At 39.2% G+C, this 18,898-nt stretch carries 16 protein-coding genes; 4 read left to right on the top strand and 12 right to left on the bottom strand.

Annotated features, from left to right (window positions below; all coding sequences use genetic code 11):
* Positions 1-25: 25 nt before the first annotated feature.
* The 9 genes from FLK20_RS01510 to zapA all read right to left on the bottom strand — a co-directional run bounded on the left by FLK20_RS01510 (position 26) and on the right by zapA (position 9,954).
* Positions 26-799 carry an electron transfer flavoprotein subunit beta/FixA family protein gene (locus tag FLK20_RS01510; RefSeq protein ID WP_152654791.1) on the bottom strand — a complete coding sequence of 258 codons (774 nt, stop codon included), beginning with the start codon at positions 797-799 and terminating at the stop codon, positions 26-28.
* Between the two features lie 25 nt (positions 800-824).
* The gene (locus tag FLK20_RS01515; protein WP_370453146.1) at positions 825-1,598 is read right to left on the bottom strand and encodes an enoyl-CoA hydratase; all 774 of its coding nucleotides are present in this window, start codon (positions 1,596-1,598) and stop codon (positions 825-827) included.
* 20 nt (positions 1,599-1,618) lie between these two features.
* Positions 1,619-2,203 carry a fatty acid metabolism transcriptional regulator FadR gene (locus FLK20_RS01520; protein ID WP_152654792.1) on the bottom strand — a complete coding sequence of 195 codons (585 nt, stop codon included), beginning with the start codon at positions 2,201-2,203 and terminating at the stop codon, positions 1,619-1,621.
* 212 nt (positions 2,204-2,415) lie between these two features.
* Positions 2,416-4,119, bottom strand: coding sequence for a long-chain-fatty-acid--CoA ligase (locus FLK20_RS01525; RefSeq protein ID WP_152654793.1), 1,704 nt, complete (start codon positions 4,117-4,119; stop codon positions 2,416-2,418).
* 171 nt (positions 4,120-4,290) lie between these two features.
* A complete protein-coding gene (locus tag FLK20_RS01530) occupies positions 4,291-4,701 on the bottom strand; it encodes a DUF350 domain-containing protein (RefSeq protein ID WP_152654794.1) in 411 nt (136 codons plus the stop codon).
* A 99-nt stretch (positions 4,702-4,800) separates the two neighbouring features.
* Positions 4,801-7,146 (bottom strand): endonuclease MutS2, encoded by a 2,346-nt coding sequence (locus FLK20_RS01535; RefSeq protein ID WP_152654795.1) that lies wholly within the window; start codon positions 7,144-7,146, stop codon positions 4,801-4,803.
* Between the two features lie 33 nt (positions 7,147-7,179).
* Complete coding sequence (polX, locus tag FLK20_RS01540; RefSeq protein ID WP_152654796.1) at positions 7,180-8,892, bottom strand: DNA polymerase/3'-5' exonuclease PolX; 1,713 nt, start codon at positions 8,890-8,892, stop codon at positions 7,180-7,182.
* 244 nt (positions 8,893-9,136) lie between these two features.
* Positions 9,137-9,688 carry a CvpA family protein gene (locus tag FLK20_RS01545; RefSeq protein ID WP_152654797.1) on the bottom strand — a complete coding sequence of 184 codons (552 nt, stop codon included), beginning with the start codon at positions 9,686-9,688 and terminating at the stop codon, positions 9,137-9,139.
* 5 nt (positions 9,689-9,693) lie between these two features.
* Positions 9,694-9,954: a cell division protein ZapA gene (gene zapA, locus FLK20_RS01550; RefSeq protein WP_152654798.1), complete on the bottom strand. Its 261-nt coding sequence runs from the start codon at positions 9,952-9,954 to the stop codon at positions 9,694-9,696.
* Between the two features lie 129 nt (positions 9,955-10,083).
* Between zapA and rnhC the strand changes: the two genes are divergently transcribed.
* Positions 10,084-11,004 (top strand): ribonuclease HIII, encoded by a 921-nt coding sequence (gene rnhC, locus FLK20_RS01555; protein ID WP_152654799.1) that lies wholly within the window; start codon positions 10,084-10,086, stop codon positions 11,002-11,004.
* A gap of 13 nt (positions 11,005-11,017) precedes the next feature.
* A complete protein-coding gene (gene ung / locus FLK20_RS01560) occupies positions 11,018-11,710 on the top strand; it encodes a uracil-DNA glycosylase (protein ID WP_152654800.1) in 693 nt (230 codons plus the stop codon).
* 78 nt (positions 11,711-11,788) lie between these two features.
* Here ung and pheT read toward each other — a convergent pair whose 3' ends face one another.
* From pheT to FLK20_RS01575, 3 genes are all read right to left on the bottom strand, one after another.
* Positions 11,789-14,218: a phenylalanine--tRNA ligase subunit beta gene (gene pheT / locus FLK20_RS01565; RefSeq protein WP_152654801.1), complete on the bottom strand. Its 2,430-nt coding sequence runs from the start codon at positions 14,216-14,218 to the stop codon at positions 11,789-11,791.
* A gap of 20 nt (positions 14,219-14,238) precedes the next feature.
* Positions 14,239-15,273: a phenylalanine--tRNA ligase subunit alpha gene (gene pheS / locus FLK20_RS01570; RefSeq protein WP_152654802.1), complete on the bottom strand. Its 1,035-nt coding sequence runs from the start codon at positions 15,271-15,273 to the stop codon at positions 14,239-14,241.
* Between the two features lie 489 nt (positions 15,274-15,762).
* Complete coding sequence (locus tag FLK20_RS01575; protein ID WP_152654803.1) at positions 15,763-16,500, bottom strand: TrmH family RNA methyltransferase; 738 nt, start codon at positions 16,498-16,500, stop codon at positions 15,763-15,765.
* A gap of 101 nt (positions 16,501-16,601) precedes the next feature.
* Between FLK20_RS01575 and sspI the strand changes: the two genes are divergently transcribed.
* Positions 16,602-16,817 carry a small acid-soluble spore protein SspI gene (sspI, locus tag FLK20_RS01580; RefSeq protein ID WP_152654804.1) on the top strand — a complete coding sequence of 72 codons (216 nt, stop codon included), beginning with the start codon at positions 16,602-16,604 and terminating at the stop codon, positions 16,815-16,817.
* A 458-nt stretch (positions 16,818-17,275) separates the two neighbouring features.
* On the top strand, positions 17,276-18,874 hold the full coding sequence (locus tag FLK20_RS01585; RefSeq protein WP_194165491.1) for a DUF6583 family protein: 1,599 nt from the start codon (positions 17,276-17,278) through the stop codon (positions 18,872-18,874).
* Positions 18,875-18,898 lie beyond the last annotated feature (24 nt).

Genomic DNA, 18,898 nt, shown 5'->3' on the forward strand with positions numbered 1-18,898 from the left:
TATGAACTCCTTTCACTGGGCTCAATTAAAGTACCTTTTTATCATTTTTCAACAAGGAAACAAGCTCCTTCACCTGATCCTCTATTTCTCCTTCCAACACCTTGCCCGCCTCTTTTTCCGGCGGCAGAAAAATATCAATTGTTTTTGTTTTTGCTTCCACGTCATCTTCATCTAAATCCAGATCATCGATTTCTAATTCCTCAAGCGGCTTTTTCTTCGCTTTCATGATACCTGGCAGGGATGGGTAACGCGGATCATTTAACCCTTGCTGACAAGTAACTAATACTGGCAGACTTGTTTCAATAATTTCCACATCGCCTTCAACATCTTTTTCAATTGCTACGGCATCACCATCAACAGACAGACTGGTTATTGTCGTAACACAGGAAATTCCTAAAAGCTCCGCCAGCCTTGGCCCGACTTGACCGCTTGCTTCATCAATGGCTACATTTCCCGCTAATATTAAATCCACTTCCCTGTCTTCAAAGAATGCCTCTAAAATTTTTGCTGTTGTAAATTGGTCTCCATCCTCTAAATCTTCTTCTGTATTAATAAGAACGGCTTTATCTGCTCCCATGGCAAGTGCTGTCCGAAGCTGCTTTTCAGAGTCTTCATCACCAATTGTGACGACAGTGACCTCACCGCCATGTTTATCTCTTTGTACGATTGCTTCTTCAACCGCATATTCATCATAAGGGTTGATGATGAATTCTGCACCATCGTCCTCAATTCTGCCATCTTGCACAGTAATTTTTTCTTCCGTATCAAACGTTTTTTTCAATAATACATAAATATTCATATTTTTCCTCCTAACAAACTAAAATCTATTTATCTTTGAAGTTGGCTGCTCTTTTCTCAATAAAAGCGCTTACACCTTCTTTCGCATCCTCTGAGCCAAAAACATCCCCAAACAAACTGGCTTCTTTTTTTACTCCTTCTTCAAATTGACTTGTATTTGCATATGGGATCAGCTGCATGATTCGGTTGATGCCAGGCTTACTTTTCGCAGCAATTTTCTGAGCTAATTGATGAACATTCTCTGCCAGGTCATCTTCCTCAAAAGTGCGATTCACCAGTCCCCATTCTTCTGCTTGTTTTCCTGAAATAGGTTCTCCGGTTAAAATCATCTCGTATGCTCTTGCATTCCCTACATATCGTGGTAAGCGCTGTGTCCCTGCAAATCCGGGAATAATACCCAAATTCATTTCTGGAAGGCCTATCTTCGCGTCAGCTGTCGCATACCTGATATGGCAAGCCATTGCAAGTTCCAGCCCTCCTCCTAAGGCAGCACCGTGTATGGATGCGATGACAGGTAGGGAAAAATGCTCTACTCTCTGAAAAATATCTTGACCATTCTTGGCTAAGCTTTCATATTCGGAAGCTTCTTGAAGCGATGTAAATTCTTTAATATCTGCCCCTGCCGAGAAAAATCTGCCTTCTCCCTGCAGGACAAGAACTTTGGCCTCAGCTTCATTTTCGATTTGTGTTAACAGCTCATCCAGCCTTGCAATAATTTTTGAAGATAATGCATTAGCAGGAGGGCTTTTTATCGTTAAATAAGCTACCTTATCTGCTATTGTTAAATCCATAATGGACAAAACCATCACCCCTCTTTATTTTATTTAGAAGCCAGTGCGCTGACAAGCATTCTATGAATCTCAGGAGCCATTTCAATAAGATTATACTTCTGTTCCTTCATAACCCAATTTGTCACAATCTCATCCAATGTTCCGAAAATCATTTGTCTGGCTAAAGGGACACTAAGATCTTCTCTAAATTGCTGTTGCTCCATCCCCTTTTTGACAATCCCGTCAATCACTGTTAAATAAGGCTTTAAAACCTGATTAATTTGCAGTCTTAAAGAAATGTTTGATTGCCTCAGCTCCAGCTGGGTTACAATAGCTAAATAATAGTCCGAAGAAAGCTGCTGAAAATGCATTTTAATCAAGGTATACAGCTGATCTGAAGCAGAGCCGCCTTCTTCAATTGTTTTAGCTATTTGTTCAATAAATTCCCCCATCTTGACTTCAAATAAGGAAACAAGAATATGTTCTTTATTCTTAAAATATAAATAAATGGTACCGTCAGCAACGTTTGCTTCCTTCGCTATTTTTGAAACCTGTGAGCCATGGTATCCATTTTTAGCAATTACTTTTACAGCAGCTTCAATAATTTGATGATATTTTGGTTTTTGATTTTTCATAATTTACTCCTTGATTATATAATAAAAAATGAGTGAATAGTCATTCATATTTTTAATATACAATCCCCGCCGTTTAATGTCAACGGAAAGCTGCTTTATCTTAGATTATTTCTGCACAATTGAATAGAAATGTGATTCCATCATAAAATCGTAGGTGCATATTTCCAGCTGATTTTTATAAATCTCTGAAAAAAAGAAAAAGAGCACGAGGCTCAAACAGATGTTGCTTCTTGTTTCTGCTTCTCTTCGTCTATCAGTTTTCTTCTTAATATTTTTCCAACTGCTGTTTTTGGCAATTCGTCACGGAATTCATAAATCCTTGGAACTTTATAACTTGCCAGATAGTTTCTAGTATACTCATTTAATTCCTCTTCCGTAAGATTTGCCCCCTCTTTCAGCACGATGTAGGCTTTTACAGTCTCTCCCCGATATGGATCAGGTACACCTGCTACTACCGCCTCCTGGACAGCTTCATGCTCATATAAAACTTCTTCTATTTCTCTTGGATAAATATTAAAACCACCCGCAATAATCATATCCTTCTTCCTGTCGACTACATAGAAAAAACCGGACTCATCAACACGACCTAAATCGCCAGTTAACAGCCATCCATCCTTCAGAGTATTGGCCGTTTCTTCTTCATTATTCCAGTAGCCTTTCATAACTTGCGGTCCTTTTACAGCAATTTCTCCAATTTCTCCTGTAGGAACTTCTTCTAAACCAGCTTCACTCATTTGTACAATTTTTGCATCTGTATCCGGCCATGGAACACCAATACTGCCATTAATGCGTTCAGCATACACAAAATTTGCATGTGTTACGGGAGAGGTCTCTGTCAACCCATATCCTTCTACAAGCTTCCCTCCTGTAATTCGTTCAAAACGCTCTTGCACCTCGACCGGTAATGGTGCTGATCCGCTAATACATGCATCTACAGAGGATAAATCATACTTCTCTAAATCCGGATGGTTTAACAGACCAATATAAATTGTTGGAGCTCCCGGGAAAAGATTAGGTTTCTGCTTATCTATAACCTTCAATAAATCACCTGCATCAAACTTAGGAATCAGAATAATTTTAGAGGCTTTTTTAATCGCAAAATTCATTACGGCAGTCATACCATATACATGGAAAAACGGGAGAATACCGAGAACGACATCTTGCTTATTTTGCTCTCCACTGCGCGAAAGCCAGGTTTCACACATTTGCACATTCGAACTTAAATTATAATGGGTAAGCATTACTCCTTTGGGGTTGCCGGTTGTTCCGCCAGTATATTGCAGGAGTGCCAGATCTTCTTCAGGATCAATAGGTGATTCTAAATAATCAGCCACAGATTGTTCCATCATCCTTTTCCATACATGTGTATCATTACTGGGGTCTACTTTGACAACCATATTATACTCCCGCTTTTGTATAAATGGATAGATTATATTTTTAGGAAACGGAAGATAATCTTTGATACCGGTTACTATAACGTGTTCAAGTGTCGTATGTGAACGGGCACTGTTTACACGCGGGAATAGAATATCCAGGCAAATAATTGCCCGTGCCTTCGCATCATTCATTTGAAAGATTAACTCTCTTTCTGTATAAAGCGGGTTTGTTGGAACGGCTACAGCTCCTGCCATTAAAATACCATAATAACTAATGACAGCTTGAGGCGTATTTGGCAGCAAGATAGCAACTCTGTCCCCTTTCCTGATACCGATAGACTGCAGATAGTTTGCTGTTTTTTTCGCTTCCTCGTAAAGCTCTTTATACGTTATTTCCTTCCCCATGAAATAAAGCGCTTTCTTTTCGCCGTTTTGCTTAGCAGCATCGACTAAATATTGATACAGGGTACACTTATCATACTCCATCGTTATCGGTAAATCCTCTGGATAACGATCATGCCAAGCTCTTTTTTCCACCATAAAATATTCCTCCTTCAATTTAGTTCTATACCTATTATAACGATTATTTGCTATTTTTAAAAACAATAGCTAATTTTTAGAATATCAAATAAATAATTCCTACTATGAAAAAGGTCATTCCTACAGCTATTAATATTTTTGCCAAACGTTCAAAAATCACACATTGTCCTCCTAACCTACGATGCTTGCACCGATAACATACGCTAACCCGACAGAAATGGCCATAGAGATAAAACCGACAGCCTTATTGCCATTGCCAATTTCTTCATCTACTTTCATAAAGGGGGTTAAAAACTCAAAAAATAGATACCCTGCTATCAATAGGACAAAACCATAAATTCCCCAGCCCATAGATACCAATAAACTATCATTATGCTCAATAGAAAACCTGAAAATCATGGCTATACCAAATAGCTTTCCTCCCGTAGCCATCGCGACAGCCAAGTTTCCATTTTTAATTTCCTCCCAGTTTTTATAGGAGGTTACCAGCTCAAAAATAGCTAAAAAGAGCAGAGTTGATAAAATAAATACACTATATCTTGCTGCCGTTATTATTAAAATATTGTCCCAAAAACCTTCCATTTTTCTCGCTCCTTCATTGGGAAAAAGGGATTCGTTTTCGTGAAGTTATGCATCCCTTCTTCCAATGTTCCTAAACAAATAAATGAAATCCTGTACTGCTTATTCAAAACGGATAACCGTCACACCGCTCCCGCCTTCCCCAGCCTCACCTGATCTGGATCCCTTAATGTGCGGATGGCGCTTCACAAAATCCTGAACACCTTTTCTCAATGCTCCTGTACCTTTTCCATGAATTATCGATGCTTGTGCATAACCAGCCAGCAATACATCGTCGACATACTTTTCCAGTTTGTGAATTGCATCCTCATAGCGTTCCCCGCGTAAATCTAATTCTGTTTTGACATGCTGAGTACTGCCTCTGACAGTAGCTACAGGTTCAGCCTGCTTCTTTTTCTTCTTCTTTACAAGCTCCAAATCGGATCGTTTTACCTTCACCTTCATAATACCGACCTGGACCATATAATCCTTGTCATTCACCTTTTCTACAACCTCGCCGAGCTGATTGACAGTAAGCAGCTTAATTTCATCACCCGGCTTTAACTCACTATCCTCCTGTTTCTTCTCCGTTTTGACAGCTGCTTTATCACTGCTTAAGTTGGGCATCGCCTCATCAAGCATTTTTCTGGCTTCTATCCACTCATGCTCTTTCATTCCGGACTGATCTTTCATATTGCGCATCATCTGCACAATTTCTTCTGCTTCCTGGCGCGCTTGAAGCAATGCTTTTTCAGCCTTCTCTTCAGCTTTTCTATAGATTTTTTGCTTATTATCCTCCCATCTGTTCATTGCTTTGGTCAATTCTTGATGAAGCTTTTCACTTTCTTCCAATATCTGATGTGCTTTCTCATAGTCTCTTTCTGCTTCTGTATGTGATTGTTCCAAAGAGGCTATCATATTTTCCACTTGGTGGGAATCTAAACCAATCAGCTGCTTGGCTTGATTAATAATACCCTCATCAAGGCCTAGCCGCTTCGAAATATCGAATGCATTACTGCGTCCCGGAACGCCAATTAACAACCGATAGGTAGGTCTTAATGTTTCTACATTAAACTCAACAGAAGCATTGACAACCTGTGCTCGGTTATATCCATAAGCTTTTAATTCCGGATAATGGGTTGTTGCTATCACACTTGCATTTTTGGATAGAACCTCATCCAGAATAGACATTGCCAAAGCAGCCCCTTCTTGCGGATCTGTTCCCGAGCCTAGTTCATCAAATAAAACCAGTGATTGATCTGTGACATGCTTCATAATTTCTACTATATTTGTCATATGCGATGAAAAGGTACTTAGGTTTTGCTCAATTGACTGTTCATCACCAATATCAGCGAATACCTCATCAAATACCGGCATTTCACAGCCATCGAGTGCAGGCACCTGTAACCCGGACTGAGCCATTAACGTACATAGACCAACCATTTTTAAAGTAACGGTCTTTCCGCCTGTATTGGGCCCTGTAATAACAATCGCCTGATAATCTTTCCCCATTTCCACATCATTCGGAACAACTTGATCTTCTGGAATATATGGATGTCTTGCCTGTTGCATCTTTATATAACCATGTATATTCATCTTAGGTCTTACCGCATGCATTTTTTGTGCAAGTTTTCCCCGGGCACTGATAAAATCAATTACGGAAAGCCAGTACACATTATTTAACAGCTCTTGCTCATAGGCAGCAATATGTCCACTGAGTTCTTTTAGAATACGTTCTATTTCTTGTTTTTCCTTAGAAAATAAATCCTGCAGTTTATTATTCATATCCACTACTGCTTTGGGCTCCATAAATAATGTTTGACCAGATGATGATTGATCATGAACAATCCCGCCAATAGCTGCGCGATATTCCTGCTTTACCGGTAAAACATAGCGATCATTCCGAATCGTAATAATTGCATCAGAAAGCATCTTACTATTAGAACGTGTGTAGTTTTCCAGCTTGCTCCTTACACTGCTTTCATAAGTTCGAATAGAACTGCGGATAGATCGTAATGCTTGAGAGGCAGCATCCATTACCTGACCGTGGTCATCAATACAACTATTAATATGCTGTTCCAAATCTCGGATAGCAATAATATTTGCTGCTGCAGATTGAAGAATAGGTATTTCCAAATCCTCGATCTGCTCCAAAAAGCTTTTTGCCTGTCTGCCTCCATATAAAGTATCACCAACACGTAAGATCTCATCTGCTGACAGAACACTGCCTATTGCGCTGCGTTTTACACTCGGCCGAATATCTGATATACCGCCTAAAGGAATCACTTTATTAAGCCGGAAAATCTGTACTGCTTCATCTGTCTGTGCTTGTAATTCCTCCACTTCATCCAGCGAGGCCTTAGGGTGTATCTTAGATGCTAAATCCTTCCCTATCGAGGTTTCTGCCTGATCACGAAGCCTTTCAACAAGGCGGTGAAATTCAAGCGTTTTTAATACGCGTTCGTTCATTTTAAAACCCTCTTTTATTAAAAATTAATATTCTTACCTTGTCCGATTAAAAAATGTGATTAGTTCTTCTTTTGACCATGTGTTGATGACTGTGGATGGTTTGATCCAGCCTTTGCGGGCAGTCGCTACACCATATTGCATATGTTTGAGCATATGGTAGTTGTGGGCATCCGTGTCAATAACAAGCTTTACGCCTGCTTCCTGCGCTTTTTTAGCCCATTCATGAGATAAATCAAGACGATTTGGATTAGCGTTGATTTCTAATGCTGTATTTGTTTCTTTTGCTTTTTTGATTAACTGCTCTACATTTACCTTATACCCGTCTCTTCTGCCGATAAGTCTTCCTGTCGGATGGGCAATAATAGAAACGTATGGGTTATCCAGTGCATTATTCAATCTGCGCATAATATCTTGTTCAGATTGCTGAAAACTGGAATGAATCGCACCAATCACAAAATCCATTTCCTTTAGAAAATCATCATCAAAATCCAAGCTTCCATCCGGCAGAATATCCATTTCTACCCCAGAAAAGATATGGAAATCTGAATATTTTTCATTTAACACCTTAATTTCTTCCCGCTGCTTTCGAAGACGCTCTTCATTTAACCCGTTCGCTACCCGCAGGTATTTAGAGTGGTCTGTAATTGCCATATAGGAATAGCCCATACTCTTTACCTTTTCAACCATTTCGTCCAAAGACTGTGCACCATCACTCCAGGTAGTATGCATATGCAAATCTCCACGGATGTCAGAAAGCTGGATTAATTCCTGGTTATCCTTAAATATTTCTACTTCTCCCGTATTTTCACGAACCTCCGGCGGAATAAAATGCAGGCCAAAATGATGAAAGAAGGACTCCTCCGTCTCGAATTGAAGTGTCTCTCCTGTTTCCTCCACTTCTACACCATATTCACTGATTTTTTCACCGCGTGACTTTGCAAGCTGACGCATTGCCACATTATGATCTTTTGAGCCGGTAAAGTGGTGTAGCGTCGATGCAAATTCCCCGTTAGTAACCAGACGAAAATCAACATTAATATCATAGACCTCTTCCAATGTAATGGATACCTTTGTCTCTCCGTTAGCAATAACATTCTTGATGGAGGGGAATTTTATTAACGCTTCTTTTACTTCACCCGGGTTATCTGTAGCAATGATAAAATCAAGATCTTTTACCGTCTCACGCATGCGCCGGATGCTTCCTGCCCGGGAATAACGGATAATACCGGAAATATTATCTAAATAGGCTTCTACCTTTTCGGCAATTGGAAGCATCATCGCAATGGAAATTCGTTCTGGTCTTTTACCTGCTTCCTCTATGGCTGCAACAATTTTCTCCACCGATTTCTTGCCGAACCCCGGTAAAGCTTCCGCCTTCCCGGACAGACAAGCTTCTTTTAAGGTCTCAGCATCCACTACATCCAGTTCTTGATAAAGCTTCGAGAGCTTTTTTCCTCCTAGACCAGGCAAGTCCAATAAAGGAACGAGTCCGGCAGGTACTTCCTTTTCCAGCTCTTTTAAGGTTTCTGAGTGACCTGTTTTAATAAATTCTGTAATTACTTGAGCAGTTCCTTTTCCGATACCCTTCATTTTGGTAAAGTCATCTATTTCATTTAAGCTGCGATCATCCGTTTCAATCGCTTGTGCAGCTTTTCGATAAGCACTTATTTTAAAAGGATTTTCGCCTTTCAGCTCCATATAAACAGCTATTTTCTCCAGCAAACGAATGATATCTTTTTTATTCATATACTTTCACCCTATTCTTTCACTATTTACATAAAAAGAAACTTGATTTAGCGGGGAAGTTTTCCGCTGCTAAATCCTAGTTGAGTAAATCAGGAAATGAAGTGACCGTTTTTCCCCATGCACAGGAAATTTTTATTCTGTATGTAATAGAGGAAATTACGGACACTCATTCCGTAACAAAACTGACTCAAGCTATTTTAGTTTGAGTCAGTTTTGCTTATTATCATGTTCATGACCAACAACTCTATTTAGTCAGAGATTCCGTCAAATTAAACCATAATTCAAAAATCCGTTCTGAAAAATACGGCGTTTGTTCAATAATACGCATTGCCAGAGAAGATCCTTGAATCGCTTCCTGTATCCCACCGACTGGTGTTAAGGCCAGGATATATAAAATAATAAAGCTGATCAGATATACTTCAACAAAGCCGAGAGCAGCCCCTAAGATTTTATTGATAAAGCTGATTACTGGAATAGCAGCTACAAAATCCAACATCGAAGCGATAATCTGTAAAATAAACTTTACTGCAAAAAAGATAATCGCAAAGGCAATCGCATTGTAAAATGCCGCTTCTATAGGCAGGTTTTCTAAAAATGCTGACCAGGCTCCATCACCTGAAAGATCAGGGTAAGGAATATATATAGAAAGTCTTTCTCCAAATGGGCGAAAATACATTACTGCAACAATAAAAGCAATAATAAACCCGGTTAAATGGAATAATTGCAGGATAAACCCTCTTTTCAATCCCATCAAAATTCCAAATAATAAAAGAAAAATTAAAATTAAGTTAATCATGTTTGTTATTCCTCTTTCTTTCGTAATGAACCTAAAAGTGTTGCATAGTCCTCTTTTAGTTTTAAATAATCATTCATCGTATTCACAGCAGTTAATACTGCTAAACTGGCTGTATCTAATTGTTTATTTACATCATGGATTTCATTCATTTTTTGATCAACTAAATTTGCCACTAGTTGAACATGGCGTTCTGATTCTGTTCCAATAACATGGTAAGTTCGATTGTATATTTCAACAGTTATACGTTTTTTTTCATTGTCTGTCATTTTTTGCTGCCTCCTGTGCAACGATGATTCTACTATATATTAACATGAACTTTCCGTAAAAAGAAGTATTTCAAAATCCGGCTATTTTTGCTATAGTCATAGGTATCTAATGATTGGAGGAATGAAGCTTTGGGCCAAGAAGTATTAACCTTACCTGCATCTGAAATAACAGAAATGAGAAACCATTATCACGCTTGCTTAGAGAAAACACCCCGGGGAGCTGTTTTCCGGGCAAAAACCCCCTATGCTGTCATCACAGCATATCACTCTGGCAAAGTCCTTTTTCAAGGCAGTCAGCCGGAGAAGGAAAGTGCCCAGTGGAAAGGCGCAGCTGTCGTTACATCGACAAGGAAAGCAATGCATTCTCCAAATATAGACACAGATATATTTCATCAAAATCATATTGGCTCAGACGAATCTGGAACCGGCGACTACTTTGGGCCAATTACAGTTGCTGCCGTTTTTGCAACAAAAGAGCAGCAGGACCAATTAAAACAACTGGGTGTAGAAGATTCTAAGCATTTAAAAGATAGTATCATCCATCATATTGCACAAGAAATTTTAAAGCTCCCTATTTTCTACACTATCCTTAAATTAGGGAACAAAAAGTACAATCACCTGCAAAATAAAGGCTGGTCGCAAGGAAAAATGAAAGCAATGCTCCATCACCATGCCATTGACAAATTAATTAAAAAGTTAGATGCAACAGCTTATGACGGGATTGTCATTGATCAATTTTGTGAACCTGCCGTATATAAGCGCTATCTGCAAACGGAGAGGTTAAAGCTTCATGATAAAACAACCTTTATTACAAAAGCAGAAAGTCACTCTATTAATGTTGCTGCTGCCTCTATTTTAGCCCGAGCCCGATTCGTAACAGCAATGGACAAATTATCGGAAGAGGCAGGTATTCTGTTGCCAAAGGGCGCATCAAGTAAAGTTGACAAGGCAGCTGCAAGCTATATAGAGGCTCATGGCGAACAACGGCTGGGTCATGTTGCTAAACTTCATTTTGCTAATACAAAAAAGGCAAAGAAATATTTACACTAAATGAGGTGCTATAATGAATATACCTTTAAAAAATGACTGGGGACAAGTTTTAGAGCAAGAATTTCAAAAAGACTATTATAAACACTTACGGGAATTTCTAAAATTGGAATATCGTTCTAACATTGTTTATCCTGATATGTACGATATTTTTAATGCTCTGCATTTCACGGATTTTCAGAACGTGAAGGTTGTTATATTAGGTCAAGACCCCTATCATGGCCCTAATCAGGCACATGGTTTAAGTTTTTCTGTACAACCCGGAATCCCTGTTCCTCCTTCATTAAAAAATATGTATCAGGAGTTGGCTGCTGATGTCAATTTTAAAATTCCTTCCCATGGCTATCTGAAAGAATGGGCGGAACAAGGAGTGCTTTTACTTAATAATGTCCTGACTGTCCGTGCACATCAGGCGCATTCTCATAAAAATAAAGGCTGGGAGCAATTTACGAATCAGGTGATTTATTCGTTAAATCAAAAGGATCATCCTGTTGTTTTCTTATTATGGGGAGCTGCAGCACAAAAGAAGGTAGAATTAATTGATACCAATAAGCATTACGTTTTAAAATCACCGCATCCCAGTCCATTATCCGCACACCGCGGCTTTTTTGGATGCCGTCACTTTTCAAAAACAAACGCCATTTTAAAGCAGGAAAATCTTCCTCCTATTGATTGGCAGCTTCCTTTGACTGTGAATCCGGATAACTGAGCCCAGGATATTTCCGCTATATGATTAGAGCCGCTACCACAGTTATAAAACTGTGGTAGCGGCTCTCTTTCGCCCTGATTATGAGCGGACATAGGATCCAAATTGTTTATTTACTTTTTCAATAATCGCCTGATAAGAAGCATCCACTTCATCATCTTTTAACGTACGGCTTGGATCCTGATATAGAAGTCGATATGCAACCGATTTTTTGCCTTCTTCCATATGCTCTCCCTGATAGACATCAAATATAGATACCTCTTTTACCAGTGGAGCTCCGATTTCCTTGATAACCTCTTGAACATTACCGGCAGGAACATCCATATCCAGGATAAATGCAATATCTCTCGTTACCGATGGATAGCGCGGAATGTCGGTAAAGGAAGGTATCAACTGGTGTACAGAAAATACCGATTCCAAATTTATTTCAAAAACATATGTCTCTTTCACATCATAGCCTTTTGCTGTCAGCGGATGAATCTGACCAACATAGCCAATTCCTTTGTTGTTTAATCTGATTTCTGCACAGCGTCCCGGATGCATATCAGCCATTTTTGTCTGTACAAAGGTGACATCCAATTCTAAATGAGCAAACAAGCCTTCAATAATTCCTTTTGCAACATAAAAATCCACCGGCTGCTTCTCCTGCTGCCACGGATGATTATGCCATAAACCTGTTAATGCACCGGCAACATGCAGGTTTTCAATTGGCTGCTTTGTTACCTTTTCTTCCCGGGAAACAAATACTTTACCAATTTCAAAATAAGCTAAATCTGTTTGAGTTCTAGCTACATTATGCTGTACAACACGGAGCATTTCCGGAATAAGGCTTAGACGAAGATGACTGTGTTCTTCACTCATTGGCATAGCCAGCCCGACCGAATAAGCAGGCTCCTCATTAATATCTGGTGTCAAGAAGCGCATTGCATCCTTTTCATTTGTTAAGGAGTACGTTAATGTTTCCATTAATCCGGCACTTGATAAATAGTTTTTGATTTCCCGTTGTAATAACTGGATATCTGTTAAACCGCCAGCCTGCACCCAGCCTTGCGGAATCGTATATGGTAAATGATCATAACCATAAATACGGATAACCTCTTCCAGAATGTCTTCAAAAATAGAAATATCCTGACGGCGTGTCGGAACTTGAACAATAATTTCTTCTCCATGTATACTGAATTCAAATTGCAGACGCGTAAGGACAGCAGTCACGTCTTTTTCATCTAATTCCATTCCCAACCGTTGATTTACTTTTGCTATTGTAATGGTGACAGACTTCTCCGATTTATCCAATTTGTCTACTTCTACAACACCGCTTGCTACTTTTCCATTTGCGTATTTCTGAAGTAACATACAGGCACGGATCCCAGCGCGTTTCACCCGATTTGGATCAACACCTTTTTCAAAACGAGTACTTGATTCACTGCGCAGACCGGTTTGTTTTACAGTGTGGCGTACAGAAGCAGAGTCAAAATATGCCGCCTCTAACAGGATATTTGTTGTTTCATCTGTTACCTCTGAATCTGCGCCACCCATTACTCCAGCCAGAGCGACAGGGTCTGTACCATTAGTGATGACAAGATTCTTGCCATTTAATTGGCGTTCCTGATCATCTAAAGTAACCATTGTCTCATTTTCTTTTGCTTGACGGATGACGACCTCTGTTGAACCAAATTGATCATAATCAAAAGCATGCAGCGGCTGTCCGTATTCTAATAACACAAAGTTTGTAATATCTACAACATTGTTAATCGGGCGAATACCAGATGCCATTAAATAATTACGCATCCATAATGGGGACGGCTTTATTTCGACATCCTTTATAACAAAAGCACCGTAGTACGGATTGTTTTCAATGGAATCAATTTTCACATCAATATAATCCTTGGCTTGTAACGATTGATCGACAGTAAGATTTTCGTCAGGTAAAGTGATTGGCTGATTTAAAATGGCTGCCACCTCGTATGCTACACCAAGTATGCTCAAAGCATCAGGGCGGTTTGCCAATACATCTAAATCTAAAATAGCATCATCCAGGTTCAATAATCCCTGTACCGGAGTACCGACTTCTGCATCATCCGGGAAAACAAAGATTCCCTCTGCAACATCGGCAGGAATGTATTTTTCATCCAGCCCGAGCTCCTGCAAAGAACAAATCATTCCATTTGATTCCACGCCACGCAGCTTCACCTTCTTGATCTTCATCCCATTAGGAAGCTTAGCCCCCGGCTTTGCAACGGCGACCTTCTGCCCCGCTCCAACATTTGGTGCACCACAGATGATTTGCAGGGACTCTTCTCCAACATCCACCTGGCATAAGTTTAATTTATCTGCGTCTGGATGCTTCTCACAGGACTTCACATATCCGACGACAATATTTTCGCTTTTGGGAGCCAGATATTCGATCCCTTCTACTTCAATACCAGACCGTGTTATTTTTTCTGCTAATTCTTCTGGTGTTACTTTATCTAAATTGACATAATTTCGTAACCAATTATAGGAAACAAGCATATACTCTCCTCCTTCTCCTCTTACGCTTGATGATATTGTGACAAGAAACGGACATCATTGGTGTAGAAGTGACGAATATCATTTACACCATATTTCAACATCGCAATACGCTCCTGCCCCATTCCAAATGCAAATCCGCTGTAAACTGTGGAATCATATCCACTCATTTCCAATACACGAGGGTGAACCATTCCGCCGCCTAAAATTTCAATCCAGCCAGTCTGTTTACAAACCGAACATCCTTCTCCATTACACACCTTACAGGATACATCCATTTCAACAGATGGTTCTGTGAAAGGGAAGAATGAAGGACGTAAGCGAATTTTACGATCTTTCCCGAACATTTTTTTCGCAAATACATCTAATGTACCTTTTAGATCACTTAATGTAATATTTTTATCTACTACTAAACCTTCAATTTGTCTGAATTGATGAGAGTGTGTTGCGTCATCTGTATCACGGCGGTACACTTTACCCGGGCAAATCATTTTAATCGGGCGCTTTCCCTGATAAGCTTCCATCGTCCGTGCTTGAACAGGTGATGTCTGCGTACGCAGGAGCAATTCATTGGTAATAAAGAAAGTATCCTGCATATCGCGGGCAGGGTGATTTTTTGGTAAATTTAATGCTTCAAAATTATAATAATCTGTTTCTACCTCTGGACCTTCTTTTATTTCATAGCCCATGCCGATGAATAAATCCTCTATCTCTTCCATAATGCTGGTTAATAAATGTCTCCCCCCAACATGGACAGGGTTCCCCGGCAATGTTACGTCGATGGTCTCTGCTTCCAGCTGCTTATCAAGCGCATCTCTTTCTAATTTTTCTGTTTTAACATCCAACGCCTCTGTGATGGATGCACGAACATTATTAGCAAGTTCGCCAACAATTGGACGTTCTTCCTTGGATAGTTTCCCCATACCACGAAGAACGGTTGTTAAAGAGCCTTTTTTTCCTAAATATTTTACTTTCATCTCTTGTAATGCCTGGCTGTCCTCTGCCTGCTCAATAGCTGCAAGAGCTTCTTCTTCTATCGCCTGCAATTCTTCTTTCATCGCCAAATACCTCCTTTTAATACTTTCCTTGTTTTGAATGGACTTTTTTAACATAAAAAAGCTCCGTCTCCTAAAAAAGGGACGAAGCTATATGGTCGCGGTACCACCCTTGTTGACTGAATAAACATACCCAATCCAACTCTTGCCTCATAACGGATGGCATCCGAATCACCTTTACATTCTCATATGGTCCAAGTGTCCGCTCCAGAGTGAAACGTAATTAACCTGAATGATAGAGATGCTTCCAGTCAAGACATCTCCTCCCTGAATCACTTTTAGAGGATGTTCAAAAAGTCACCCAATGATAAGCTGCAATTCTCTGCATTGCCGGATCTTCTTGCTTAATTGGGCAGTCTTTTGAACAAACACTTCTACATGGCAATTACTTGCTCTTTCATTGCGTTTTGTTGTTTGCTCTCAAGCTGTGAGAACATATCAATTTTTTATGGAATACAGTTATTATAGAAAAATTATGCCTCCGTTGCAAGACTAATTCTTTAAATAATATAATAAAACACCTGCTGCAATGCTGACATTTAATGATTCTGCCTTGCCAAGGATAGGAATTGTCACACGTTCATCCGCTTTTTCTAATAACGATTCCTTTACTCCTGCTCCCTCATTGCCAAAGACAATTGCTGTTTTTTGCGGAATGGGCAACTTTTTATAATTTTCCGCTTTTTCCAAAGCTGTAGCCCAGACAGTAAAATTTGCTTCTTTTAGCCGGGCAGCCTCTTCTTCCAGATCAGCATGGGAGATTGGCAAATGAAAGATAGACCCCTGTGTTGCACGGATCACTTTATCATTATACAAATCGACACAACCATCACCGAGCACAATTCCATCAGCACCCGCTGCATCCGCAGTACGTATAATCGTTCCTAAATTCCCCGGGTCCTGGATAGCATCCAGCAGAACAACTACCCCTCCATTTACGACATTCTCTTTCTTCATTTCGATCACAGCCATAATTCCCTGAGGTGAGGCAGTAAAGGAAAGTTCTTTAAATACCTGTCTGGTTACTTCGGTAACGGGAAGGTTAGCTGCTGATTCAGGTACAGAAGCCTCTTCGGAAACAATAATTTCTTTTGTTGTCCAATCGCTTGCTAATACTTCTTCTATTAAATGTGTACCTTCAATCAAGAAAGTATTCGTCTGCTTTCGATATTTTCTCTGCTGTAATTTTTTTAACGCTTTTATTTTCTCATTCTTCACAGATGTAATCACTATATTCATCCTATCCAATTTTAAATTCTAACTACATCATACATAAATTCACAACTTCCGGTCAAACTACTTTTAATATCTTAAATAAGGAGTGGATAACGATGGATCTAAATATCCGTAAAGCAATTTATGCGAACATCTCAAATAATGATCAAGAGCAATTAGAAGCAACTATTGTTGATGCGATTAATAATGGAGAAGAGAAAATGCTGCCTGGCCTTGGAGTTCTTTTTGAACTGATTTGGAATCATTCCAATGAGGAGGAGAAAAAAGAAATGATATCTTCCCTGGAGGCAGGAATCCAGAACGATATATAATCTGCTGATTCTTTATATTTCTCCAAAAAATATCGCCCGAAACAGCGCACGTATAAAAAGCAAGCGTTGTTTCGGGTCATTTTCTTTAAAAATTCGACAAATCTAGCAAACTTTGAAACCTTTTGTAATTTTCTTTCGTATTTCATATTAATAAAAGGAAGCATATTTGGTTCATTAATCTGCTGTCAAGCCGTTTACTGCTATTCTAAAAAGGGAATAAGAAATCAAGCTTAGCTATTCTTAAGAAGGGTTTGACTACTGATTCCTTTAATGTTATAACAAGTTAGGGTTGATTTTCATATTGTAAATTTTTGATTCTAATTCTCAGCTGATGAATATAATTTATAGTATGAAAAAAAGAATAGCAGTCTGGCACAACAGCTACATATGCTAAGCTTTTATGATCATTTCAACATGTGCAATATGCACAAATATAGTTTAAGAAAGGAGCATTTACTTTGGTGGAAAATAATAATGAACAACCAAAGAAAAAAGGGTTATCCAAAGGAATTATTGCTATTATTATTGCGGTAATCGTGCTTGCCGGCGGAGGTGCAGCCGCCTTCTTCCTGACAGGCTCTACACCAAAAGAAACATATTTCCTTGCAGAGAAAAATTCTGTTGAACAATTGCAAGACTTCCTGGAAACAAGATATGAGGATGAATGGAACTGGTATGAGCAGGCAAGGGAGAATGCAGTTTCTCAATCTGTTAATATTGGTTTAAATCTTGAAGGACTTGAAAATGCATATTATGTGGATCCTCAAATCATTGCTATGCTTTCCAACGCGGAGCTTTCATTCAATTCTGAGACGGATATTGAAAATTCGCAAGCCTACACTGGTCTATCCTTAAATGTTGCAGGTATGAATTTTGACGGGGTCGGTGCTTATATCAATGGTTCTGACGTGTATGCAGAGCTTCCTTTTCTGGAAGAAGTTCTAAAGATTTCTGATGAGGATATCGGCAGCGTATTAGCTGAATTCGATCCTTACACTTTTACGGGAAATGAACAACTAGGTATTGAAGAACTTGTCTTTGGAGATAATACTGCTTTATTAACGGATGAAGAAAAAGAATATATCCAAAATGAATACATCATGTTTATTTATGACCAGCTTTCAGATGATGCATTTGCAAGTGAGAATGAAGATGTAGAAGTAAATGGGGATTCCATCAGTGCTGAGAAAATTACGATGAATCTGTCTGAAGACGAGCTTAAATCTGTTATCACTTCTGTTTTAGAAAAAATGCAGGGTGACGACCAATTTAAAGAAATTTTACAAAGTCAGTTTGAACGAACTGCTTATATGCCGCTTGAAGATCCTGAGCTTATCCAAGAAGAGCTTGATTTAGTGTTAGAAGAATTTGATGCCGCTATGGAGCAAGGCATCGAAGCCATTGAAAACTTCCAATTTCCAGAAGGACTTCAATCTACACTTTGGGTTTCTGATAACAAAGTTGTCCAGCGTGATTTTTCTATCAGTCTAGCACCTGAGGGAGAAGAGCCAATAACTATCAGTCTAACAGGTGGACAATTATTGAATGATGACCAAATTTATTTTGACCACACTTTAAAAATGCACGATGAATATAATGAAGGCTCCATTAAATTTGATGGCGATTTTCAAGGTACTGGAGACTCACTTACAGATAATGCAAATCTTACTTTTGTATTTGAAGACAGCTATACGCCATTTGAATTTACTGCTTCCTATACAGGAGATGAATCGGTAGATGGTTCCACTCGTAATTTCGACCGTCAGCTGCAATTTACTGCAGAAAACGAAACGATTAATCTTGGCTGGACCGGCGATTCTACCTATGATGGAGATCAAATGAATTCAAACAATAATATTGCACTAGATTTCCCTGGATATGTTGATAATGTCTCTATGGATCTCAACGTTGAAGGTGCTGTCATTGACGCTGTAGAAGGCGTTGATACATCGAATGTCGTTGACCTTGGTGCAATGTCTGCTCAGGAGCTGCAGCAATATTTTGAAGGTGACTTTAGCAATCAGTTCCAGCAATGGTTAATGCAATTTGGCTTCTAAACGGACCGTTACAAGAATGAATTA

It is taken from the genome of Oceanobacillus sp. CFH 90083 (assembly GCF_009389585.1).
Lineage (GTDB): Bacteria > Bacillota > Bacilli > Bacillales > Amphibacillaceae > Oceanobacillus.